General features: G+C 73.7%; 18 protein-coding genes. 14 read left to right on the top strand and 4 right to left on the bottom strand.

The window, feature by feature from the left end; genetic code table 11:
- The first annotated feature begins 121 nt into the window (after positions 1–121).
- Positions 122–1,066, top strand: a complete 945-nt coding sequence (locus tag GA0070618_RS17515) for a response regulator (RefSeq protein ID WP_231931779.1) — start codon at positions 122–124, stop codon at positions 1,064–1,066.
- Here GA0070618_RS17515 and GA0070618_RS17520 read toward each other — a convergent pair.
- A complete protein-coding gene (locus tag GA0070618_RS17520; protein WP_231931780.1) occupies positions 997–2,718 on the bottom strand; it encodes a family 20 glycosylhydrolase in 1,722 nt (573 codons plus the stop codon). The two genes, GA0070618_RS17515 and GA0070618_RS17520, sit on opposite strands and share 70 nt — an antisense overlap.
- 314 nt (positions 2,719–3,032) lie before the next feature.
- Between GA0070618_RS17520 and ppdK the strand changes: the two genes are divergently transcribed.
- On the top strand, positions 3,033–5,768 hold the full coding sequence (ppdK, locus tag GA0070618_RS17525) for a pyruvate, phosphate dikinase (protein ID WP_088985612.1): 2,736 nt from the start codon (positions 3,033–3,035) through the stop codon (positions 5,766–5,768).
- A 252-nt stretch (positions 5,769–6,020) separates the two neighbouring features.
- Here the strand turns inward: ppdK and GA0070618_RS17530 are convergent, their stop codons facing one another.
- Positions 6,021–6,521 (bottom strand): roadblock/LC7 domain-containing protein, encoded by a 501-nt coding sequence (locus GA0070618_RS17530; protein ID WP_170107769.1) that lies wholly within the window; start codon positions 6,519–6,521, stop codon positions 6,021–6,023.
- A gap of 291 nt (positions 6,522–6,812) precedes the next feature.
- On the opposite strand from GA0070618_RS17530, the gene GA0070618_RS17535 reads away from it, so the two are divergent.
- From GA0070618_RS17535 to GA0070618_RS17550, 4 genes are all read left to right on the top strand, one after another.
- On the top strand, positions 6,813–7,172 hold the full coding sequence (locus tag GA0070618_RS17535) for a VOC family protein (protein ID WP_088982597.1): 360 nt from the start codon (positions 6,813–6,815) through the stop codon (positions 7,170–7,172).
- A 5-nt stretch (positions 7,173–7,177) separates the two neighbouring features.
- Positions 7,178–8,428 (top strand): deoxyguanosinetriphosphate triphosphohydrolase, encoded by a 1,251-nt coding sequence (locus GA0070618_RS17540; protein WP_088982598.1) that lies wholly within the window; start codon positions 7,178–7,180, stop codon positions 8,426–8,428.
- Between the two features lie 85 nt (positions 8,429–8,513).
- Positions 8,514–9,350, top strand: a complete 837-nt coding sequence (locus tag GA0070618_RS17545; protein ID WP_088982599.1) for a siderophore-interacting protein — start codon at positions 8,514–8,516, stop codon at positions 9,348–9,350.
- Between the two features lie 112 nt (positions 9,351–9,462).
- Positions 9,463–10,326, top strand: coding sequence for a peptidoglycan DD-metalloendopeptidase family protein (locus GA0070618_RS17550; RefSeq protein WP_197701767.1), 864 nt, complete (start codon positions 9,463–9,465; stop codon positions 10,324–10,326).
- A gap of 56 nt (positions 10,327–10,382) precedes the next feature.
- Here the strand turns inward: GA0070618_RS17550 and GA0070618_RS17555 are convergent, their stop codons facing one another.
- Together GA0070618_RS17555 and GA0070618_RS17560 are read right to left on the bottom strand one after the other, a co-directional pair.
- A complete protein-coding gene (locus GA0070618_RS17555) occupies positions 10,383–12,260 on the bottom strand; it encodes a glycerophosphodiester phosphodiesterase (RefSeq protein WP_088982601.1) in 1,878 nt (625 codons plus the stop codon).
- A 47-nt stretch (positions 12,261–12,307) separates the two neighbouring features.
- Entirely contained in the window at positions 12,308–12,988 is a 681-nt protein-coding gene (locus GA0070618_RS17560; RefSeq protein ID WP_088982602.1) for a hypothetical protein, read from the bottom strand.
- 126 nt (positions 12,989–13,114) lie between these two features.
- Between GA0070618_RS17560 and GA0070618_RS17565 the strand changes: the two genes are divergently transcribed.
- The 8 genes from GA0070618_RS17565 (at position 13,115) to GA0070618_RS17600 (ending at position 22,594) form a co-directional block, all read left to right on the top strand.
- On the top strand, positions 13,115–14,746 hold the full coding sequence (locus GA0070618_RS17565) for a BCCT family transporter (protein WP_088985613.1): 1,632 nt from the start codon (positions 13,115–13,117) through the stop codon (positions 14,744–14,746).
- A gap of 105 nt (positions 14,747–14,851) precedes the next feature.
- Positions 14,852–16,714 carry a DNA primase gene (gene dnaG, locus GA0070618_RS17570; protein WP_088982603.1) on the top strand — a complete coding sequence of 621 codons (1,863 nt, stop codon included), beginning with the start codon at positions 14,852–14,854 and terminating at the stop codon, positions 16,712–16,714.
- Positions 16,714–17,247, top strand: coding sequence for a hypothetical protein (locus tag GA0070618_RS17575; protein WP_088982604.1), 534 nt, complete (start codon positions 16,714–16,716; stop codon positions 17,245–17,247). Before dnaG ends, GA0070618_RS17575 begins: the two co-directional genes overlap by 1 nt.
- An 89-nt stretch (positions 17,248–17,336) precedes the next feature.
- On the top strand, positions 17,337–18,266 hold the full coding sequence (locus tag GA0070618_RS17580) for an ABC transporter ATP-binding protein (protein WP_088982605.1): 930 nt from the start codon (positions 17,337–17,339) through the stop codon (positions 18,264–18,266).
- 15 nt (positions 18,267–18,281) lie between these two features.
- Positions 18,282–19,091, top strand: a complete 810-nt coding sequence (locus tag GA0070618_RS17585; protein ID WP_088982606.1) for an ABC transporter permease — start codon at positions 18,282–18,284, stop codon at positions 19,089–19,091.
- Positions 19,092–19,100: 9 nt separating this feature from the next.
- Positions 19,101–19,910 (top strand): ABC transporter permease, encoded by an 810-nt coding sequence (locus tag GA0070618_RS17590; protein WP_088982607.1) that lies wholly within the window; start codon positions 19,101–19,103, stop codon positions 19,908–19,910.
- A 78-nt stretch (positions 19,911–19,988) separates the two neighbouring features.
- A complete protein-coding gene (locus tag GA0070618_RS17595; RefSeq protein WP_088982608.1) occupies positions 19,989–21,146 on the top strand; it encodes a YihY/virulence factor BrkB family protein in 1,158 nt (385 codons plus the stop codon).
- A gap of 269 nt (positions 21,147–21,415) precedes the next feature.
- Positions 21,416–22,594 carry an ROK family transcriptional regulator gene (locus tag GA0070618_RS17600; RefSeq protein ID WP_088985614.1) on the top strand — a complete coding sequence of 393 codons (1,179 nt, stop codon included), beginning with the start codon at positions 21,416–21,418 and terminating at the stop codon, positions 22,592–22,594.
- Positions 22,595–22,714: the final 120 nt, after the last annotated feature.

The following is a 22,714-nucleotide window of genomic DNA, read 5'->3' on the forward strand; positions in this document are numbered from 1 at the left end:
GATGGTTGCCAACGCTCTGCACGCGGATTGCGAGTGGTTCCTGACAGTCTCGGCCCGCACGTCCGGCTTCCCCCCACCCCCGCCGGACCCGTACCGCCGATCGGGAGCACGAGGTGGAGAGATGGCCGCACTGATGTCGCAGGTGAGCGCGGAGGCGCAGGCATCGCCCGCGCGGAACCCGGTGCCGGAGGAACCGGTGGACCCGGGACGGACGCGGCCACCGGTGCGTCGCCGTACCCCGCGGGGAGGGTCGGCCTCCCGACACCTGGCCGTAGTGCCGTGCGGGTCGACGGCGGTCGGCTCCGGAACCGGCCGGGTCGGGTCGGCCGGCGGCCCGGAGGGGGCCGGTGACCCGGCGGACGAGGCCGTCCGGGTGGTGGTGGTCGACGGCCATCCGGTGTTCCGGCTCGGACTGGCGGCACTGCTCGACTCCCTGTCCGGCCTGGGGGTGGTCGGCGTCACCGGCGACGTCGCCGAGCTGCCCGTCCTGGTCGACCGGCACCGGCCGGACGTGGTCGTCATCGACCCGCACCTCGACGGCGGCGCCGGTGTGACGGCCGTCCGGGACGTCGCGTCCCGGCACCCGGGCACCGGTGTGCTGGTGGTGACCATGCTCGACGACGACGAGTCGGTGGTCGCCCTGCTCCGGGCCGGGGCCCGGGGCTACCTGCTCAAGCGTGCCGCCCCGGCCGAGCTGGAGCGGGCGGTCCGGGCGGTGGCCAACGGCGAGGTGCTGCTCGGCCCCGGGATCGCCGGTCGGGCGGTGGGACGGCTCACCGGCGTACGCACGTCCGCTCCGCCGCCCCTGCCCGAGCTGACCGACCGCGAGCGGGAGGTGCTGGACCTGGTCGCCCAGGGGCTGACCAACGTGCTGGTCGCCCGGCGGCTGGGGTTGAGCCCGAAGACCGTCCGCAACCACCTCTCCACCGTGTTGCACAAGCTCCAGGTCAGCGACCGCAGCGAGGCCGTCCGGAGGGCCCGGCAGGCCGGGCTCGGTCAGCTCTCCGGCACGCGGGGCGCGGGCACGGCGGCCACCGGCCAGGGCACCTCCGGACTGCGGTGGTAACCGGTGCCGGCGGTCTCCCAGCGGGGCCCCTGGGCGGCCAGCCGGCGACGGAACGCGGCCCAGTCGTGGGTGTCGCGTGGTGACCAGCCCAGTTCGGCGAGGGCGGGCAGCCGGGGCAGGAGCATGTACTCGATCTCCGCGCGGGAGGTGACGTACTCCGTCCACAGTGGGGCGGCGAGGCCGAGCACCGCCTCGGCCGGCACGTCGTCCAGGTAGCCGGCCGGATCCCAGTCGTACGCCCGGCGCACGTCGATGGCACCGGCCCAGTCGTGTCCGACCGGGCTCTCCGGGGTGTACCGCATGTCGAGGTAGGTCCGGTCGGCGGGGGACATCACCACCCGCGCGCCGCGCCGGACCGCGTCGGCCACCACCGGGTCGGTGGCGGTGGTCCCCCAGTACTGGAGGACGCGGCCGGGCGAGTGCGCGGCCGGGGCGATCTGGTGCCAGCCCAGCACGGTCTTGCCGGCGTCGGCGACGATCGGCTGCACCCGGTCGACGAACCGGGCGTACGCGTCGGCGGGCACCTTGAACGCCTCGTCCCCGCCGATGTGCAGGTACGGCCCGGGAGTGAGCGCGGCGACCTCGCCGAGCACGTCGGCGACGAAGGAGTACGTCAGCTCGCGGTCCGGGTCGAGGTAGCTGAAGCCGACCTCGGTGCCGGTGTACGGCGACGGCGTGACCCCGTCCGGCGCGAGCCGCCCGTACGCGGTCAGCGCCGCGTTGGTGTGCCCGGGCAGGTCGATCTCCGGTACCACGGTGACGTGCCGTTCGGCGGCGTACCGGACGATCCGCCGGTAGTCGTCCCGGGTGTACCAGCCGCCAGGGCCGCCGCCGACCTGGGTGGCCCCGCCGACCTCGGTGAGCCGGGGCCAGGACTCGACCGCGATCCGCCAGCCCTGGTCGTCGGTGAGGTGCAGGTGCAGGTGGTTGAGCTTGTACCGGGCCAGGTGGTCGACGACCCGCAGCACCTCGTCCACGCCGAAGAAGTGCCGGGCCACGTCGAGCATCGCGCCCCGGTAGCCGAACCGGGGGTGGTCGGCGATCGTGCCGCCGGGCAGCACCCAGGGGCCGTCCACCGGGGTCGGGCTCTCCACCCCGGCGGGGAGGAGCTGGCGCAGCGTCTGCACCCCGTGGCCGAGCCCGGCCGGGGTGGCGGCGGTGAGCCGTACCCCGGTGGGGGTGACGTCGAGCCGGTAGCCCTCGGGGCCGAGCCCGGGGTCGGCCAGGGCGAGGGTGATCGCGCCGGCGGCCGGGGCGACGGCGACCGGCAGCGGGAGGCCGGTGGCGGGCCGGAGCAGCGTGGCGAGCCGGTCGGCCGCCGCGCGGGCCGCCGGCTCGGCGTGGATCACCGTGTCGACGGTCAGCGGGAAGTCCGCCCCGGGTTCCGGCCGGACGCTGGCCGGCACGGGCAGCACGTCGCCGAGGGCGACGGTGGCCCTCCGGCCGGGGACGGCGGTGGCCACGGCCCGGTCCGGACCGGGCACGGCCGCCGGCTGCGGGCCGGCGGGTGTGCCGTCGGCGGTGGCGAGCTGGCCGGCGGCGAGCGCGGCGGCGCTTCCGGCCAGGTCGGCGGCGGTCGGCTCCCGGGTCGCGTCGAGGGGGACCGGGCCGGTGGGTCCGGCGGGCGGAGCGGGGGAGGGGGTGGTGGACACGGAACCTCCAGGGCCAGGGGTGTAACTGCGGCACTTCTGGCAAAAGGTACATCGGTCGAGATGGCTCGCCAAGCCTACGAGAGGTTGGCTGAACTGCGTGAACATGCGCGTGGAACCGTTCCCACCAACCCGTACGAACGCGGACAGTCGTGATGACTGTGCCGATTGTCACCGGATGGTCCCGCTCGCCCGCCCGGTCGCTTAACCTTCGCCCACCGGTGCCCGTCCAACCCGGATTACCAGCCGGTGACCTCGGGGTACATGGGTGGCTGAACCTTCGTTAAGTGTCCGACGGCGTGCGCGTGGAGGGTCTGGTGGCAGTGCAGGAAACCGTGGAACGCAAGTACGTCTACGACTTCGCCGAGGGGAACAAGGACCTCAAGGACCTGCTCGGCGGCAAGGGCGCGAACCTGGCGGAGATGACCAACCTCGGTCTGCCCGTCCCGCCGGGCTTCACCATCACCACCGAGGCGTGCCAGGAGTACCTCGCCACCGGACGGGAACCGGACGGCCTGGCCGACCAGGTCGCCGCCCACCTAGCCGCCCTGGAACGGGCGATGGGCCGGTGCCTCGGCGACCCGGACGACCCGCTGCTGGTGTCGGTCCGCTCCGGGGCGAAGTTCTCCATGCCCGGCATGATGGAGACCGTCCTCAACGTCGGCCTCAACGACCGCAGTGTGGTGGGGCTCGCCCGGCAGGCCGCGGGCTCCGGAGAGCAGGCGGATCCCGCCGGCGCGGACCGGTTCGCCTGGGACTCGTACCGCCGGTTGATCCAGATGTTCGGCAAGACCGTCTGCGAGGTGCCGGGGGAGGAGTTCGAGCACGCTCTCGACGACGTCAAGCGGGCCCGGGGCATCCGCGACGACGTCGAACTGGACGCCGACGACCTGCGCGGGCTGGTCGACGCGTACAAGAAGATCTTCCGGAAGCACACCGGCCGGGACTTCCCGCAGGAGCCGCGCGAGCAGCTCGACCTGGCCGTCCGCGCGGTCTTCGACTCGTGGAACGCCGAGCGGGCGGTGCTCTACCGGCGGCAGGAACGCATCCCCGCCAGCCTCGGCACGGCGGTCAACGTGGTCGCCATGGTCTTCGGCAACCTCGGTCCGGACTCCGGCACCGGGGTCGCCTTCACCCGGGACCCGGCCAGCGGCGCGCAGGGCATCTACGGCGACTACCTGGCCAACGCCCAGGGCGAGGACGTGGTCGCCGGCATCCGCAACACCATCCCGTTGCAGGAGCTGGAGCGGCTCGACAAGCGCTCCTACGACGAGCTGCTGGACATCATGGCCCGGCTGGAACGGCACTACCGGGACCTGTGCGACATCGAGTTCACCATCGAGCGCGGCAAGCTCTGGATGCTCCAGACCCGGGTCGGCAAGCGCACCGCGGCGGCGGCCTTCGTCATCGCCGGCCAGCTCGTCGACGAGGGGCTGATCGACCTGGACGAGGCGTTGCACCGGGTCAACGGGGCCCAGCTCGCCCAGCTCATGTTCCCCCGGTTCCAGCTCGACCACGAGTTCCAGGCGGTGGCCCGGGGCATCGGGGCGTCGCCGGGCGCGGCCGTCGGCCAGGTCGTCTTCACCTCGGCCCGGGCCGTCGAGCTGGCCGCCGAGGGGAAGCGGGTGATCCTGGTCCGCCGGGAGACCAACCCGGATGACCTCCAGGGCATGATCGCCGCCCAGGGCATCCTCACCTCCCGGGGCGGCAAGACCAGCCACGCGGCGGTGGTCGCCCGGGGCATGGGCAAGACCTGCGTCTCCGGCGCGGACGCGCTGGAGGTCGACGTCCCGGCGCGGCGGTTCACCGTCGCCGGGCAGACCGTCGCCGAGGGCGACGTCGTGTCGATCGACGGCACCACCGGCAACATCTACCTCGGCGAGGTGCCGGTGATGCCGTCGGAGGTGGTGCAGTACTTCGAGGGCACCCTCGACCCGGAGCGGACCGACGACGCGTTGGTCCGGGCCGTACACCGGATCATGGGCCACGCCGACCAGCGACGGCGGCTGGCGGTCCGGGCGAACGCCGACACCGGCGCGGACGCCGCCCGGGCGCGGCGCTTCGGCGCGCAGGGCATCGGCCTGTGCCGCACCGAACACATGTTCCTCGGCGAGCGGCGGGAGCTGGTCGAGCGGCTGATCCTGGCCCGCACCGACGACGAACGGGAGAAGGCGCTCGCCGCGTTGCTGCCGTTGCAGCGGGCCGACTTCGTGGAGATCTTCCGCGAGATGGACGGGCTGCCGGTCACCGTGCGGCTGATCGACCCGCCGCTGCACGAGTTCCTGCCGCCGCTGGAGCAGCTCGCGGTGAACGTCGCGGTCGCCCAGGAACGCGGCGAGGACGTGGCGCAGGAGGAGGCGCTGCTGGCCGCCGTGCGGCGGATGCACGAGGAGAACCCGATGCTCGGCCTCCGGGGCGTCCGTCTCGGCCTGGTCATCCCCGGCCTGTTCGCGATGCAGGTCCGGGCCATCACCGAGGCCGCCGTGCAGTGCGCCCGGGACGGCGTCACCGCCCGACCGGAGATCATGGTGCCGCTGGTCGGCGCGGTGCAGGAGCTGGAGACGGTACGCGCCGAGGCGGAGCGGATCATCGCCGAGGTGGTCGGGGGCAGTGGCGTCGAGGTGCTGATCGGCACCATGATCGAGGTGCCCCGGGCGGCGCTGACCGCCGGCCAGATCGCCGAGGCGGCCCAGTTCTTCTCCTTCGGCACCAACGACCTCACCCAGATGGGCTGGGGTTTCTCCCGGGACGACGTCGAGGGCGCGTTCTTCTGGCGCTACCTGGAGCTGGGCATCTTCGGCATCTCCCCGTTCGAGTCGCTCGACCGGGACGGGGTCGGCCGGCTGGTGCGGATCGCCGCCGAGGAGGGCCGGGCCGCCCGGCCGGACCTGAAGCTCGGCGTCTGCGGCGAGCACGGCGGTGACCCGGACTCGGTGCACTTCTTCCACGAGGTCGGGCTGGACTACGTCTCATGCTCGCCGTTCCGGGTGCCGGTCGCCCGGCTGGAGGCCGGCCGCGCCGCCGTGGAGACCACCGGCTCGGACAGCCGCTGACCCGCCGCCCGCGCCCCACCCGTCGCCGTCCGTCGCGGCGGGTGGGGCGCGGGCGGCCAGCGCCGACGGGTGGGGCGCGGGCAGCGCATCGCCGGCGGCCCAGCCCCTGCCGGCGATGCGCTGCCCGCCCGAGCGCTGGCGTACGCCGTTACCACCGTGCCGATCGCGGGCGTGTTCGTCGCCGGCGTGCGGGCAGCGAGGTGCCGGGGCGGCCGGTGCGGGCTCGTCCTTCCCCCACCGGCCCCCGGCGGGTCAGATCAGTGGCCGCTGCCAGCCACCGGGAGCGGTGGAGCGACGCAGGTGGGTCGGGATCGTCGCCAGCGGGGTGCGGACGGCCAGCGGGCCGGGCGTGATCGGCGGCTGGGGCTCGTCGTACCCCCGGCGGTGGGCGTCGAAGAACCCGCCGGTGCGCCGGGCCACCGCGCGCGCCGCCTCGTGCAGCGACTCCGGGTCGGCGTCCGGGCCCGCGACCAGGGTGAGCAGCGCGTGCCGCCCGGCCGGGTAGATGACCACCTTGCCGTCCGTCGTGTGGACCACGTGCTCACGGAACTCGCCCCGGGTCGCCGCCTGGGCGACCCGCTGGCCGAGACCGAAGCTGGCGGCGGCGAGCGCGGCGAGGTGGGCCGCCTCGGTCGCCGGCAGGTCGCTCGCGATCAGCAGGCCGTCCGTGCCGGCCAGGACCGCGCCGCAGACCTCGGGCCGGTTCGACCGCAACCGGCGCAGCTCCGCGTCCATCAGGGTGCCAGCGTTCACGATCGCCCTCCCCAGGGTCGCTCCGCACCGGCGGGGGTGACGCCGGTGACGTTCCGCTCCTGGAAAGCTACCGCCGGCCACGGAAAGCTGCGATCCCATAACGGGCCGCGATCGGTCCGCAACCGAGGTCCGATCGGCCGATGCGCGGTCCGCCGAACGGTAGCTTCCGGCCCCGGGGCCGTCGAGCCGGCGGCAGGACCGGTCCGGGTCTCGTCGCCGAGCCCCGACGACCCGGCGGGCGTAACCTGGGCTGGCCGGTGACACCGCTGTCCGGCAGCGAAGGAGGGCCGCATGACCAGCCTCTGGGAGAGCCTGACGATCGACGCCGAGGACCCGGCCCGGCTGGCCCGCTGGTGGGCCGAGGCGCTCGGTTACCAGGTCGTCCACGAGCGGCCCGACGCGGTGGAGATCCGCGCGGCGGCGCCCCGGACGCCCGCGATCGTGTTCGTCCCGGTCGCCGACGGCAAGACCACGAGGAACCGGCTCCACCTCGACCTGCGTCCCGAGGACCAGGAAGCCGAGGTGGAACGGTTGGTCGACATGGGCGCGCGTCACGTCGACGTCGGGCGGGACGGCCCCGGGTGGACGATGCTCGCCGACCCCGAGGGGAACGAGTTCCGCGTCCTGCGGCAGCGCGAGCGGGCCGGCTGAGCGGCTTGGGCGTCGACGTCGGCGGGGGACCGGACCCGGCGGACAGCCAGCGGTGGGTGCCCGAGCCGCCCAAGGACACCGGCTACGGCCGTGGACCGTACGAGCGGGACCGGGCGAGGGTGCTGCACTCCGCGGCGTTCCGACGGCTCGCCGCCAAGACCCAGGTGCACACCGCCGGCACCGACGACTTCCTGCGGACCCGGCTCACGCACTCCCTTGAGGTGGCCCAGATCGCCCGGGAGATCGGCGCGCGGCTCGGCTGCGACCCGGACGTGGTGGATACCGCGGGGCTCGCCCACGACCTCGGGCACCCTCCGTTCGGGCACAACGGCGAGGGGGCGCTCGACAGCCTGGCCGCCGGCTGCGGTGGTTTCGAGGGCAACGCGCAGACCCTGCGGGTGCTCACCCGGCTGGAGGCCAAGGTACTCACCCCGGACGGTCGTTCGGCGGGGCTCAACCTGACCCGCGCCTCGCTCGACGCGGTCGCCAAGTACCCCTGGCCGCGTCGCGCCGGGGAGCGCAAGTTCGGGGTGTACCCGGACGACCGGGCGGTCTTCGACTGGCTGCGCGCAGGCGCGCCCGCCGACTGGCGGCGCTGCCTGGAGGCGCAGGTGATGGACTGGGCCGACGACGTGGCGTACTCGGTGCACGACGTGGAGGACGGCATCCACGGCGGCTACCTGACGCTCCGGCCGCTGGTGCGGGACGCCGACGAGCGACTCGCGCTCTGCGCCGACGTCGCCGCCGTCTACTCCGCCGAGAGCGCCGCCGACCTCGGTGCGGTCCTGGCCGACCTGCTCGCCGACCCGGTGCTCGGGCCGGTCGTCGACCACGACGGCAGCCATCGGGCCCAGGTCGCGCTGAAGGCGACGACCAGCGCGCTCACCGGCCGGTTCGTGGCGGAGGCGGTCCGTGCCACCCGGGACCGCCACCGCCCCGGTCCGCACCGCCGCTACGCCGCCGACCTGGTCGTGCCCCGGCGGATCCGCGCCCAGTGCGCGCTGCTCAAGGGCATCGCCCTGCGGTACGTGATGCGCCGCCCGGGCGCCGAAGCCCGTTACGCCCGCCAGCGGGAGGTGCTGGCCGACCTGGTCCGGGTGCTCGCCGACCGGGGCGCGGAGGCCCTGGACCCGGTCTTCGCCCCGCTCTGGCGGGCGGCTCCGGACGACCCCGCCCGGCTGCGGGTGGTGGTGGACCAGGTTGCCTCGCTCACCGACCCGGCGGCGGTGGCCTGGCACACCCGCCTGGTGGCCTGAGCCGGCGGCACCCTGCTTGGGTGGTTGCAGGGCTGCGGTCGTTGCCGACTGGGTTCGATCATCGACTTAGGTTAGCCTAACCAGCATGACGGATCGCCCGAAGAAGGTCACCACCACCGCGCACGTCGTGCGCACCGCGCGTCCCACCCCACACGTGATCCGCCTGGTGCTGGGCGGGGACGGGCTGGTCGGGCTGCCGGTGGGCGAGCACACCGACCATTACGTCAAGCTGCTCTTCCCCCGGCCGGGCGTGGTGTATCCGACGCCGTTCGACTTGGACACGATCCGCCGGGACCTGCCCCGCGAGCAGTGGCCCCGGCTGCGCGCCTACACCGTGCGCGCCTGGGATCCGGTGGTCACCGAGTTGACGATCGACATCGTGCACCACGGCGACGAGGGGGTGGCCGGGCCGTGGGCCGCCGCACTGCGTCCCGGCGACCCGGTCCACTTCCTCGGTCCCGGCGGTGCGTACGCGCCGAGCCCGGAGGCGGACTGGCACCTGCTGGTCGGCGACGAGAGCGCCCTGCCGGCCATCGCGGCGTCGCTGGAGCGCCTGCCGCTCGACGCGCCGGCCCGGGTGTTCGTGGAGATCGACGGCCCGGCGGAGGAGCAGCCGCTGCCCAGCCCGGGCGCGGTCGAGCTGGTCTGGCTGCACCGTGGCGACCGTCCGGTCGGTGAGGCGCTGGTCGCGGCGGTGCGGGCGCTGGAGTTCCCGCCCGGCGCGGTGCACGCCTTCGTGCATGGCGAGGCGACCTTCGTCAAGGAGCTGCGCCGGCTGCTCCGCGTCGAGCGGGGGGTGCCCCGGGAGATGCTCTCCATCTCCGGCTACTGGCGGCGCGGCTTCACCGACGAGGGCTGGCGGGCCAGCAAGCCGGACTGGAACCGTCAGGTCGAGGTGGAGGAGACCGCCGCGATCGGGTGAGCGGCGTCCGCGCCCTTGATCAACGTCAACGAGCATCGATATATTGGCCCCTCCGTCCGGCACCCGGGCGGTAGGTGACGGTCACCGTGGCCGGGACCGGAGGAGGGGCGCCATGTGCGAGACGGGCAGCGGGATGGACCGGCGGACACTGCTGCGGGGAGTCGCGGCCGGTGCGGTGGTGCTCGGCGGGGCGGCGGTGGGTCTCGGTGGCGCGCTCGCGGTGGGGGCCCCGGCGTACGCCTCCGGTTTCTACAACCCGTTCACCGGCTACCCGATCTCCGACGGCTGGCAGGCGCACCTCGACCGGGGTTCGCTCGGCGGCATCGACTACGTCATGTCCGTGGGCACCCGCCTGCCGGCCTGTGGCGGCGGCACGATCCAGAACATCCCGTACAACGGCACCGGCGGGCACACCGTCACGATCCACCACCCCAACGGCTACCGCACCCAGTACATGCACCTCTCCGCGTTCAGCCTCGGCAACGGCGCGGTGGTCGGCGCCGGGGCGACGGTGGGGCTCTCCGGCGGCGCGGCGGGCGCGCCCGGCTCCGGCTCCTCCACCGGACCGCACGTGCACTGGCACATGATCAATCCGTCCGGGGTGCGGATCAACCCGCTGACCTACCTCGCCGGGATCGGCGGCACGCTGCCCAAGACCTCCACCGAGTCCGACGGGATCCCCGGCCCGATCATGTGGCAGCGGGCACAGAACTGGCTGCGGATGGAGCACGGCTACACCGGCCCGATCGACGGGGTGCCCGGGTCGAACACCTACGCCGCCCTCCAGCGGGCGATGCGCGGCTACGGCTACACCGGCCCGATCGACGGCGTGCCCGGCGTCAACACCTGGGCGGCCGTCCAGCGGCTGGCCTCGCGCTGGGGCTACACCGGGCCGGTCGACGGCGTGATGGGCCCCAACTCGTGGCGCGGCTTCGCCCGCTTCCTCAACCAGGACCGCTACGACCGGACCTCCTGACCGCGGCTGCGATCCGGTGACCGGGCCGGTCGGGCCGGCCCGGTCACCGACGCGGGTCAGCCGGCCGCGAGGGCGCGGGCGTCCGCCGCGATCAGGGTCGCCACGTCCTTCGGGACCTGCTTGCCGGCGTGCTGCTCGGCGTACCCGGCGAGCTGGGCGTACCGGCCGCCGCCGAGGAAGGTGAGCATCGCGTTCCGGGCCCCGGGCGCGACCTCCGGGGAGAGCACCAGGTGCGCCAGGCCGGTCGGGTCGGCGACCACGGTGAAGGTGCTGGTCACCGTGGTCCGGCCACCCGGACCGGTGGCTTCGACGCGGACCGTGTGCGCGCCGGCGGCGAGTCGGGAGGCGTCGAGCACCTGGCCCGGGGTGGCCGGCTCGCCGTCCAGGGTCACCGTGACGGTGTCCGCGTTGCCGGTCACCACGCCGAGCACCGGGCGCTGGGCGCGGTCCAGCCGGGCCCCGTCGGCCGGCGAGGAGACGGTGACGGTCGGCCGTCCCACCCCGCCCTGGAGCTGCGCGGCGTTCCAGCCGGCCAGCTCGGCGGGACGGTTGGTGATGATGCCGTCCACGCCGTACCCCTCCAGGCGCTGCCAGGCGGTGGCCGAGTCGACCGTCCAGACCATCACCGCCACCCCGGCGGCACGCAGGTCCGCGACCACCGACGGGCGCGCGGTCAGCGCGGCGTCGCTCGGGTTGTACGCGGCCAGCCCCAGTTCCTTCGCCAGCGCCACCGGGTCGGCGTCGAGGGTGCTCCGGAGCAGCCCCAGGGGCAGCTCGGGCGCCAGTTCCCGGACGTACCGCAGGTGCGCCTCGTCGAAGCTCTGCACGAAGACCCGGGTGGTCATCCGCTCGGCGCGGACCACCTCGACGATCCGGGCCACCTCGTCGCGGGTGTGCGCGCCCTTGATCTCCAACAGCAGGTTGCCGCCCCGGTTGCGCAGGTCGGCGAGCTGCTCGGCGAGGGTGGGCAGCCGCGCGCCGGTGAAGTGCGGGGCGAACCAGGACCCGGCGTCGAGCGCCTTGAGCTGCGCCGAGGTGAGGTTGCGGATCGCCCCGGTGCCGTCGGTGGTGCGGTCGACCGTGCCGTCGTGCAGCACGAACGGCACGCCGTCCCGGCTGGGCTGCACGTCGTTCTCCACCCAGTCCGACCCGGCCCGGCGGGCCACCTCCTGGGCGGCCAGGGTGTTCTCCGGGGCCGCCGCCGAGGCTCCCCGGTGGGCGATCACGGTCAGCGGGGCGCCCTCGGGGCGGAGCAGCCCGTTCGGGGCCAGTTCGGTGACCGTGACGTCGTCGAAGGAGACGGTTGCGCCGTTGACCACCAGGGCCTGCCCACCGTCGGTGGAGCGCTGGAGGCTGCTGGTGCGCATGAGCTGACGCCCGTCGAGGAACCAGCGGGCCTGGTTGCCGTGCACCTCGATGGCGACCTTGACGTCCCGTCCCGTCCCGGCCGCGTACGGCGCGGCGGTGGTGTTCGTGACGTTCCAGCTTCCGGACGGGGTGAGCTGCGCGAACTCCAGCCCGTTCGCGGCCGTGCTGCCGCTGCGCATGGTGGCGATCCACCACGGGGTGGCCCCGCTGGCCGGCACGTCCAGGCCGAGGGCCGTCCATCGGGTCGCCTCGTTGACCTTCTCGAAGCGGACGGTGGCGGAGAACCGGAAGTGTTCGAGGTGCCGGCCGAAGGTGATCTTCCGGGTGCCGCTGGTGGCGGTGCCGACCAGCCGGCCGTCGACCACCTTCCAGTCCCCGTCGATCGCCCGCCAGCCGGCGGGGAGCGTACCGCTGTCGAAGTTCTCGGCGACCACGACGTCACCCGGCTCGGCACCGGCGGGCGTGGCCCCGCCCAGCGTGGTCAGCAGGCCGCCGGCGACCACCAGGGTGGCCAGGCCGGCGACCGCGCGCCGCCGGGCCGACGGCCCGGCACTAGTAATGATCATGATGGCAGACCCTAGGAGAGGTCCGCTAACGCGACCGTGACCTGCGGTTACTCCCGTGCGAACGACTCGTGTACCGCGTCGTCGGCCGGGATCAGGGCGGTGCGCCGCGCCAGCACCTCGCCGACCAGCCGGGCGGACTGGGCCACCCGGCGGCGTACCACGACCAGGTGTGCCGCGACGGTGCCGGCGAGGGCCGCGACCGCGCCGGCCGCCGCGAGCCAGCCCGGCGCGACCGCCGCCAGGCCGGCCCCGGCCGCCACCGCCACCACCACGCTGTTGATCAGCCCGATGGTGCCGGCCTGCCCGACCAGGTCACGCGCCCAGTGCCGGCGGAACGGCTCCGGCGCGAACGGTCCCGGGTCGTCCAACGTCGGCATCATCAGGTACGGCGCCAGGTCCGGCGCACGCCGGGCCAGGTACGTGCGCAGCACCGTCGCGGCGACCGCGTACCGGCGGCCCCGGGCGTTCAGCTCGACCTGTCGGGCGAAGACCGCGCTGCCGAGCATCAGCACCAGCGCGCCCAGCCCGGCCAGCAGGGTCGGCCGGATCGCGCCGGCCGGTGTGCCGGTGGTGACCATGCCGGCGGAGACGGCGGTGGCGGCGGTCGCCACGGTCAGGAAGAAGGTGAACCGGGCCGTCGTCTGGTCGTCGATGGCACGACTGGCCTCCCGCAGGTGTTCGTACTCGGCCAGCGCGATGGTCAGCGGTGTGTCCGGTTCCTCGGTCATGGTCCTCCGTCCGTTTCCGGCACGAGAGTAGTCATGATCCACAACCGGGACCAAGCCGTTCGGGATGCCGCAGATGCTATGTATGGGGGCATAACCGGCGGTCCCGACAGGATGGGCAGGGTGACCATGGCCGAGGAGAGAACGCAGCCCGCGAGGGTGCCGGTCGACCCGCTGGTGCTGGTCCTGGGCGTCGGCGGGGTGCTCGCCGTGGTGGCCTGGGGGGTGTTCGGCCGGGCCTCGCTGGCCTCCTTCGGCACCTCCGGTCTGTCCTGGGTGATCGGCACGTTCGGCTGGTTCTTCGTGGTCGCCGCCGACGCCTTCCTGGTCCTCGCCGTGGTGCTCGCCGCCTCCCGGTTCGGTCGGATCCGGCTCGGCGCGGACGACGACGAGCCCGAGTTCAGCACCCTGGCGTGGACCGCCATGATGTTCAGCGCCGGCATGGGCATCGGCCTGGTCTTCTTCGCCGTGGCCGAACCGATCCAGCACTACGCCGTTCCGCCCCCGGCCAGCGGCGTCGCGCCGCAGACCGGCCCGGCCGCCGCCGCGGCCATGCAGTACACCCTCTTCCACTGGACGCTGCACCCCTGGGCGATCTACGCGGTGGTGGCGCTGGCCCTGGCCTACTCCACCTTCCGCCGGGGGCGGAGCAACCGGATCTCGGCGGCCTTCACCCCGCTGCTCGGCCGGCACGTCGACGGTCCGGTGGGGCGGACGATCGACCTGCTGGCCGTCTTCGCCACCGTCTTCGGCTCGGCGACCAGCCTCGGCCTCGGCGCGCTCCAGGTCGCCGCCGGACTGGACATCGTCACCGGGGTGCCGGAGAGCACCGCCGTGGAACTGGTGGTGATCGGCGCCCTCACCCTGGCCTTCGTCGTGTCGGCCTTCTCCGGGCTGCACCGGGGCATCAAGTGGCTCTCCACCACCAACGTGGTGCTCGCGGTGGCGCTGCTGGCCTTCGTCTTCGTGCTCGGTCCGACCGTCTACACCCTGGAGGTGCTGCCCGCCGCCGTCGGCGACTACCTGGCCAACCTGCTCACCATGTCCACCCGGACCGGGGCGTTCTCCGACCCGTCCTGGCTCGGCGACTGGACGATCTTCTACTGGGCGTGGTGGATCTCCTGGGCGCCGTTCGTCGGCATCTTCATCGCCCGCATCTCCCGGGGACGGACGGTCCGGCAGTTCGTCGTCGGGGTGCTGCTCGTGCCGAGCGGGGCCAGCGCGATCTGGTTCGCGGTGCTCGGCGGCAGCGCGTTGCGCGCCCAGGCCACCGGGGCCCGGGACCTGGTCGCCGACGTGGCGGCCGGCAGTGAGGAGGCGCTGTTCGGCCTGCTCGCCGGGCTGCCGCTGGCCACTCTCAGCAGCGTCCTGGCGGTGGTACTGATCGCGATCTACTTCGTCACCGGCGCGGACTCCGCCGCGCTGGTGCTCGGTTCGCTCAGCACCCGGGGGTCGCTGCGTCCGCACCGGCCGCTGGTGGTGCTCTGGGGTGCGCTGATCGGCGCGGTCGCGGCGGCACTGCTGCTCGCCGGCGGGCTCGACGCGCTGCAACAGGCGACGATCATGGTGGCGCTGCCGTTCGTGCTGGTGATGCTCGGGCTCGCCGTGGCGCTGCTGCGGGACATCGCCCGGGACCCCCTGGTCCAACCCACCCGCACCCGCCGTCCGTACGGCCTGGCCGCGGCGGTGCGGGCGGCCCGCTCGTACGACGAGGAGGACGCGCCGCCGGTCACCCGGCACCTCTGGCGACGCCGATCCTGACCGTCACGGCCGGCCCGGCCCCGTCCGGGTGGCGTCACACGCCGTGCCCCCGCCGGGCCGATTCCCGGTGCGGCAGGGCAGGATGTACGCCGGAGGAGGTGGCGGATGGCTGGGCGGATCCGGGACGAGGACATCGCGCTGGTACGCGAACGCACCTCGATCGCGGACGTCATCTCGGAGACGGTGACGCTGAAGTCGGCCGGCGGCGGCAACCTCAAGGGGCTCTGCCCGTTCCACGACGAGAAGAGCCCGTCGTTCAACGTCTCGCCGGCCCGGAACGTCTTCTACTGCTTCGGCTGCGGGGCGGGCGGCGACGCGATCAAGTTCCTGATGGACGCCGACCATCTCAGCTTCGTCGAGTCGGTCGAACGGCTCGCCGGCCGGGCCGGCATCCAGCTGCGCTACGTCGAGGACGGCAAGCCCGCCCCCCGCGTCCGGCAGCAGCAGGGCCAGCGGCAGCGCCTCGTCGCCGCGCACGCCGCCGCCGTCGAGTTCTACACCGCGCAGCTCGGCACCGCCGGAGCCCGGCCGGCGCGGGAGTTCCTCGCCGAGCGCGGCTTCGACCGGGCCGCCGCCCAGCGGTACGGCTGCGGCTTCGCCCCGGACGCCTGGGACCTGCTCACCAAGCACCTGCGTCAGCAGGGCTTCAGCCACGACGAGCTGGTCACCGCCGGGCTGTCCCGGCCGGCCCGCTCCGGTTCGCTGATCGACCGGTTCCGCCGCCGGCTGCTCTGGCCGATCCGGGACCTCAGCGGCGACGTGATCGGCTTCGGCGCGCGGAAGCTCTTCGACGACGACGACGGCCCGAAGTACCTGAACACCCCCGAGACGCCGATCTACAAGAAGTCGCACGTGCTCTACGGCATCGACCAGGCCAAGCGGGAGATCGCCAAGCAGGGTCGGGTGGTCGTGGTCGAGGGCTACACCGACGTGATGGCCTGCCACCTGGCCGGCGAGACGACCGCCGTGGCGACCTGCGGCACCGCCTTCGGCGCGGACCACATCGGGGTGCTGCGCCGCCTCCTGCTGGACAGCGACGACGTGGCCGGCGAGATCATCTTCACTTTCGACGGGGACGCCGCCGGGCAGAAGGCCGCGCTGCGGGCCTTCGAGGACGACCAGCGTTTCGTCGGGCGGACCTTCATCGCGGTCAGCCCGGACAACATGGACCCGTGCGAGCTGCGGCTGGCAAAGGGCGACCTGGCCGTCCGGGACCTGGTCGCCCGGCGCGAGCCGCTTGTCGACTTCGCGCTGCGGCACGTGATCAGCCGGTACGACCTGGACACCGTCGACGGCCGGGTCGAGGCGATGCGCCGCGCCGCCCCGTTGGTCGCCAAGCTCAAGGACGCCGAGAAGCGCCCCGAGTACGTCCGCAAGCTCGCCGGTGACCTCGGCATGGAGATCGAACCGGTGCAGCGGGCGGTGCTTGCCGCCGGGGGCGCGCCGGCCGGCCGGGAGAGGCCCCGCTCCGCCCCGAGCCGCGAACCGGCGGTGGACAGCCCGCAGTCGATGGTCGAGCGGGAGGCGCTGAAACTGGCCCTCCAGGAGCCGGTGCTCGCCGGCCCGATGTTCGACGCGGTCGGCGCGGACGAGTACCGCCACCCGGTCCACCAGGTGGTCCGCGCCGCCGTCACGGAGGCCGGCGGGGTGTCGTCGGCGACCGGCGGCGCGGTCTGGGTCGGCCGGGTCCAGGACGCCTGCGCCGACCTGGCCGCGCAGGCCCTCGTCGCGGAGCTGGCCGTGGAGCCGCTGCGGATCGACGGCGAACCCGACCCGAGGTACGTTTCGATCACCCTCGCCCAGCTGCAGTGGGGATCGGTCACCGGCCGGATCAGGGACCTCAAGTCGAAGATCCAGCGGGTGAACCCGGTGGCGAACAAGGACGAGTACTTCGCGCTCTTCGGCGAGTTGCTCTCGCTGGAGCAGCACGCCCGGGCGCTGCGCGAACAGGCCGCGGGAGGACTGTGATGGGGCTGTTCAACCGTCGACCGAAGCTCCCCGCCCGGCACCGGCCGGAGTTGGCCGCCGACGAGCGGGTGCTCGCCTGGGCCCGGGTGGGCGACGGTGACGAGGCCGCCTCGGTCGCCACCAACCTCGGGCTCTGGCTGCCCGGCCGGGACGGGCGGCTGGGCTGGCACGACATCCTCAAGGCGGTCTGGTCCGGGCGGGAGCTGCGGGTCACCCCGGCGGAACGCCTCGCCGAGCGGGACGGCTACCTGGTGGTCGCCGACGCGCCCACCGACACCTACCTCCTCCTCGATCCCGGGGAGCTGCCGCACCAGGTGCGCGCCCGGGTGACCAAGTCGGTGGCGTACACCGAACACCACCCGGTGCCCGGCGGCGCGGGCCGGATCGCCGCCCGCCGGGTGCCCGGCGTGGACGGCCTGACCTGGACGGTCCGCTACGACCCCGGCACCCCGGTCGACGACCCGGAGGTGGCCGCCGAGACCGACCGGCTGGTGGCCGCCGCCCGCGCCGCCACCAGCCCCGGCGAGCTGTAGGGGCGGCCCCGGCCGGGCGGGCCGTCGGTGCCGTCGGCCCGCCGGGAAAACCGGTGGGGCCTGTCAGGGGCGCCGGCTAGGGTCGGGGCGTGACGGCAGAGGTGTTGATCCGGGCCCGGGGACTGGTGAAACGGTTCGGTGACTTCACCGCCGTGGACGGGATCGACGTCGACGTCCACGCCGGGGAAGCCTTCGGGTTCCTCGGGCCAAACGGCGCGGGCAAGTCCTCGACCATGCGGATGGTCGGCTGCATCTCCCCGCCCAGCGACGGGGAGTTGCGCATCCTCGGCATGGACCCGGTCCGCGACGGGCCGGCGATCCGGGCCCGCCTCGGCGTCTGCCCGCAGCTGGACAACCTCGACCCGGAGCTGACCGTCCGGGAAAATCTCACCACCTACGCGCGCTACTTCGGCATCCCCCGCCGGGTGGCCCGGGACCGCGCGGCCGAGCTGCTCGACTTCGTGCAGCTCGCCGAACGCGCCGACAGCCGGGTCGAGCCGCTCTCCGGTGGCATGAAGCGCCGGCTCACCATCGCCCGCGCGCTGGTCAACGAGCCGGAGATCGTCCTGCTGGACGAACCGACCACCGGGCTGGACCCGCAGGCCCGGCACCTGGTCTGGGAACGGCTGTTCCGACTCAAGCAGCAGGGCGTCACCCTGGTGCTGACCACGCACTACATGGACGAGGCGGAACAGCTCTGCGACCGCCTGGTGGTGATGGACGGCGGCCGGATCGCCGCCGAGGGAGCGCCTCGGGCGTTGATCGAGCGGTACTCCACCCGGGAGGTGGTGGAGCTGCGCTTCGCCGCCGAGTCGCAGGAGGCGTTCGCCGGCAAGCTCGACGATATCGGCGAGCGGGTCGAGGTGCTGCCCGACCGGGTCCTGCTCTACGTCGCCCACGGGGACGACGCGGTCGCCGAGGTCCACGCGCGCGGGTTAACCCCGGCGAGCGTGCTGGTCCGCCGCAGCAGCCTGGAGGACGTCTTCCTCCACCTGACCGGCCGCACCCTGGTCGACTGAGGGCGGGAAGCACGGATGAGCGTGACCCAGCAGACCCGCCGGGAGGCGGCCCGGCCGGCGCTGCCCCGGGTGCCGGCGCTGGCGGTCCTGTCGTACCACCTGGTCGGCTACCGCCGCACCTGGCGGTCGAGCGTCTTCTCGTCGTTCCTGCTGCCGGTGCTCACCGTGCTCGGCTTCGGCGTGGGCGTCGGCGCGTACGTCGACCAGGGCGTCGGCGGGGTGCCCTACCTCGAATGGATCCTGCCCGGGCTGGTCGCCTCCACCGCCTTCCAGGTCGCGGTCAGCGAGTCGACTTGGCCGGTCTACGGCAACTTCCAGTGGACCAAGCTCTACTACGCGCAGAGCGCAGCCCCGCTGCGGGCCGGCGACATCCTCGGCGGGCACCTGGTCTTCGTCCTGCTCCGGGTGCTCACCTCCGCCGCCGCGTTCCTGCTGGTCGCGGCGGCGTTCGGGGCGGTGCGTTCCGGGTGGGCGCTGCTCGCCCTGCCGGTGGTGGTGCTGCTCGGCCTGGCGGTGGCCGCGCCGGTCTTCGCGTTCGCCGGCAGCGTGCCCGGCGACAGCTACCTGGCGCTGCTGTTCCGGTTCGCGGTGATCCCGGCGACCCTCTTCGCCGGGGTGTTCTTCCCGGTCGAGTCGCTGCCGGTGGGGCTGCGCTGGGTGGCGTACGTGACCCCGCTCTGGCACGGCGTCGACCTGTGCCGGGCCGCCGCGCTCGGGGTGGCCCCGCAGTGGTCCGCCACCGGACACCTGCTCTACCTCGCGGCCTGGGCCCTGACCGGCTGGGCGCTGGCCCGGCGCGTGTTCCACCGCACCCTCGTCGTCTAGGGAGGACCCGTGGTCGCTCTGGTGCTGCCCCGGCTGCTCGACGCCCGTGCCGCCGCCCGCCGGTCCTCCGCGGTCGCCTGGCGGAACATCGACACCCTCGGTACGGCGTACTGGCTGGTGCTCGTCTCCGGCTTCCTGGAGCCGGTGTTCTACCTCTTCTCCATCGGCGTCGGGGTGGGGGCGCTGGTCGGCGACTTCACGCTCCCCGACGGCCGGGTGGTGTCCTACGCGACGTTCGTCGCCCCGGCGCTGCTCGCCTCGTCGGCGATGACCGGCGCGCTGGCCGAGACCACCTTCAACTTCTTCGGCAAGATGAAGTACCAGAAGCTGTACGACGGGGTGATCGCCACTCCGGTGCAGCCGTTCGAGATCGCCCTCGGCGAGCTGGCCTGGGCGATGCTGCGCGGCTCGCTCTACTCGGCGGCGTTCCTCGTGGTGATGGTGGCGATGGACCTGACCACCGTGCCCCGGGCGGCGACGGCGCTGCCGGCGGCCCTGCTGGTCGGCTTCGCGTTCGGTGCGCTGGGCATGACCATCGCCACCTTCATGCGGAGCTGGCAGGACTTCGACCTGCTCGGGTCGGCGCAGTTCACCCTCTTCCTCTTCTCCGGCACCTTCGTCCCGGCGCAGGCCTACCCGGACCTGCTGCGCTGGGTGGTGGAGGTGACCCCGCTCTACCGCTCGGTGCACCTGCTCCGGGACGTCGCGCTCGGCGCCGGGGGCGGGGGATGGCTGGTCGACGTGCTCTACCTGGTCGGGTTGACGGCGCTGTGCCTGGTGGTGGCGTCCCGCCGGACGTCCCGGCTGCTCTACCGGTAGGGCCCCGGACAGCCGGTGGTTACCCGGGGCCGGGTCGGGGCATGAGCAGGGGGAGACAGCCGACCTGAGGGAGGGGCGATGGCCTCCGACGAGTCCCCCGGCCGGGGCGGGCACCGCGACCGTTCCACCACCACCGCTCGGCGCGGGCCGGACGATCCGGGCGAGGCCCGCGCGGACGTGGCACCGACGAGGGGCGAGCCCCGCGCGGACGCGGAGCCGACGGCGCGGGACGCGTCGACCCGGAACCGCCCGGTCGGGCCGGACGACGGACCGGACAGCCCCACCGAGCTCTCCGGTACGGGGTGGCTGGCGACGCTGCGCCGTACGGGTCGGGAGTTCTCCGAGGACGGCCTGACCGACTGGGCGGCGGCGCTTACCTACTACGGCGTGCTCTCGATCTTCCCCGGCCTGCTGGTGCTGGTCTCGCTGCTCGGTCTGCTCGGGGAGAGCGCCACGAACGAGGTCCGGGACACGGTCACCGAGGCGGTGCCGGAGGAGAACATCCGCCGGATCATCGAGGGGGCCATCGACCAGGCCAACGCCTCCGGTGGCCTGGCCAGCGTGGCGGCGGTGATCGGTCTGCTCGCCGCCTTCTGGTCGGCCTCCGGGTACGTCGCGGCGTTCATGCGCGCCTCCAACTCGATCTACGACGTGCCGGAGGGGCGGCCGATCTGGAAGACTCTGCCGATCCGGGTCGGGGTGACCGCCGTGATCGGGGTGATGCTGCTGGCCTGCGCGGTGATCGTGGTCTTCACCGGACGGCTGGCCGAGGCGGCGGGGGACGCGATCGGGCTCGGCTCGACGGCGGTCACGGTGTGGAACATCGCCAAGTGGCCGGTCCTGTTGGTGCTGGTCAGCCTGATGTTCGCGATCCTCTACTGGGCCTCGCCGAACGCCCGGCACGGCGGGTTCCGCTGGGTCAGCCCGGGCGGTGTGCTGGCGGTGCTGATCTGGCTGGCCGTCTCGGGCCTCTTCGCGCTCTACGTGAGCAACTTCGGCTCGTACAACAAGACGTACGGGGCGCTGGCCGGCGTGATCATCTTCCTGGTCTGGCTCTGGCTGAGCAACATCGCCATCCTGCTCGGGGCCGAGTTCGACGCCGAGCTCGAACGCAGCCGGGCGATCGCGGCCGGGCACTCCCCGGAGAAGGAGCCGTACGTCGAGCTGCGCGACGACCGGAAGCTCCGCAAGAACGCCCGCAAGCGGGAACGGGAGCGCCACCCGGAGACCCACTGACACCCCGTACCGCCGCACCGCCCCCGCCACGCCATGGCGGGGGCGGTGTCGTGTCGGCCCCCGGAACAAGGCACCGGCGGGACAGGTCGGGACGGGTCGCACGTTACCGACAAGTTTCGACGAGTCGACCAAATCTTTTGCTGCGAAAAACAAAAGTTGAATCCAGATCGTCTGAAGCTATGGACAGGCTCGGCGGAAGCCTCCTACTGTGACGGGCACGACACGACGACGTCACGTCGACGTGAACGGCTTGAAGCGAGGTGAGTCCGGTGCGGAAGGCCCATCCCCTGCACCTGCGACTGCTCTGGTTGCTCCGCGACGAGGGCGCGCTCTCCCGGGCGGAGCTCGCCGACCGCCTCCAGATCCCCCGCCCGCGTCTGATCGCCGAGCTGGAGCGGCTGGTCGCCCTCGGTTACGTCGCCGAGGCCGGTCTGGCCAAGTCCCGGGGCGGTCGCCGGTCCACCCTGGTCGAGCTGGACCCCCGCCTGCGGTTCGCCGCGGTGGACATGGGTGCCAGCTCGATCGACGTCGAGGTGGTCAACGGCCGGCTCGAAACGGTCGCCGCCTACGCCGAACAGGCCGACATCCGCTCCGGGCCGAAGGCGACCCTGCACCGGGTCAACGAGCTGCTGCACAAGGCGAAGGCCGACGGGGCGTACGAGCGGCTCGACGCGATCGGCGTCGGGTTGCCCGGCCCGGTGAGCTTCCGGGACGGGGTGCCGGTCTCCCCACCGATCATGCCGGGCTGGGACCGGTTCCCGGTCCGGGAACTGCTCACCCGCGAGCACGGCTGCCCGGCGGTGGTCGACAACGACGTCAACATCATGGCGATCGGCGAGCGGCACGGCGGGGTGGCCCACTCGGTGGACGACTTCCTCTTCGTCAAGATCGGCACGGGAATAGGGTGCGGGATCTTCCTCGGCGGCGAGGTCTACCGGGGCAGCGACGGCTGTGCCGGCGACATCGGCCACATCCAGGTCGAGTCGCACGGTCCGGTGTGCTCCTGCGGCAACGCCGGCTGCCTGGAGGCCCTGTTCAGCGGCGCGGCACTGGCCAAGGACGCCACCGCCGCCGCGCGCAGCGGCGCCTCCCCGGCGCTGGCGGAGCGGCTCGCCACCCGGGGCCGGGTCACCGCGCTCGACGTCGCCGCCGGTGCCGTCGAGGGCGACGTCACCTGCATCCAGCTCATCCGCGAGGGCGGACGGCGGGTCGGCGGCGTGCTGGCCGGGCTGGTCAGCTTCGCCAACCCGTCGATGATCGTCATCGGTGGGGGACTGGCGCAGCTCGGCCACGTCCTGCTCGCCGAGATCCGCAGCGTCGTCTACCGCCGGTCGCTGCCGCTGGCCACCGGCAACCTGCCGGTGGTCCTCTCCGAACTGGGCCCCCGCGCCGGGGTCGCCGGCGCGGCGGTGCTCGCCAGCGACGTGGCCTTCCTGGAGGCGTCGTGAGCACCGGTGCCGGGTCGGAATCCCGGCGTGTGAGCAGCGGGTCCGGATCGCAACCCCGGCGTGTGAGCACCGGGTCCGGGTCGGAACCCCGGCCGCTGGTCGACGCGCCCGCCGACACCG

The sequence above is a fragment of the Micromonospora echinospora genome (assembly GCF_900091495.1).
GTDB classification, from domain to species: domain Bacteria; phylum Actinomycetota; class Actinomycetes; order Mycobacteriales; family Micromonosporaceae; genus Micromonospora; species Micromonospora echinospora.

Bases quoted from the DNA above. Each gene is read 5' to 3' on its own strand.
- GA0070618_RS17595 (WP_088982608.1), top strand. From the start codon at position 19,989: ATGGCCTCCGACGAGTCCCCCGGCCGGGGCGGGCACCGCGACCGTTCC.
- GA0070618_RS17535 (WP_088982597.1), top strand. From the start codon at position 6,813: ATGACCAGCCTCTGGGAGAGCCTGACGATCGACGCCGAGGACCCGGCC.
- GA0070618_RS17545 (WP_088982599.1), top strand. From the start codon at position 8,514: ATGACGGATCGCCCGAAGAAGGTCACCACCACCGCGCACGTCGTGCGC.
- GA0070618_RS17550 (WP_197701767.1), top strand. From the start codon at position 9,463: ATGTGCGAGACGGGCAGCGGGATGGACCGGCGGACACTGCTGCGGGGA.
- GA0070618_RS17585 (WP_088982606.1), top strand. From the start codon at position 18,282: ATGAGCGTGACCCAGCAGACCCGCCGGGAGGCGGCCCGGCCGGCGCTG.
- GA0070618_RS17560 (WP_088982602.1), bottom strand. From the start codon at position 12,988: ATGACCGAGGAACCGGACACACCGCTGACCATCGCGCTGGCCGAGTAC.
- GA0070618_RS17515 (WP_231931779.1), top strand. From the start codon at position 122: ATGGCCGCACTGATGTCGCAGGTGAGCGCGGAGGCGCAGGCATCGCCC.
- GA0070618_RS17575 (WP_088982604.1), top strand. From the start codon at position 16,714: ATGGGGCTGTTCAACCGTCGACCGAAGCTCCCCGCCCGGCACCGGCCG.
- GA0070618_RS17565 (WP_088985613.1), top strand. From the start codon at position 13,115: ATGGCCGAGGAGAGAACGCAGCCCGCGAGGGTGCCGGTCGACCCGCTG.
- dnaG (WP_088982603.1), top strand. From the start codon at position 14,852: ATGGCTGGGCGGATCCGGGACGAGGACATCGCGCTGGTACGCGAACGC.
- GA0070618_RS17555 (WP_088982601.1), bottom strand. From the start codon at position 12,260: ATGATCATTACTAGTGCCGGGCCGTCGGCCCGGCGGCGCGCGGTCGCC.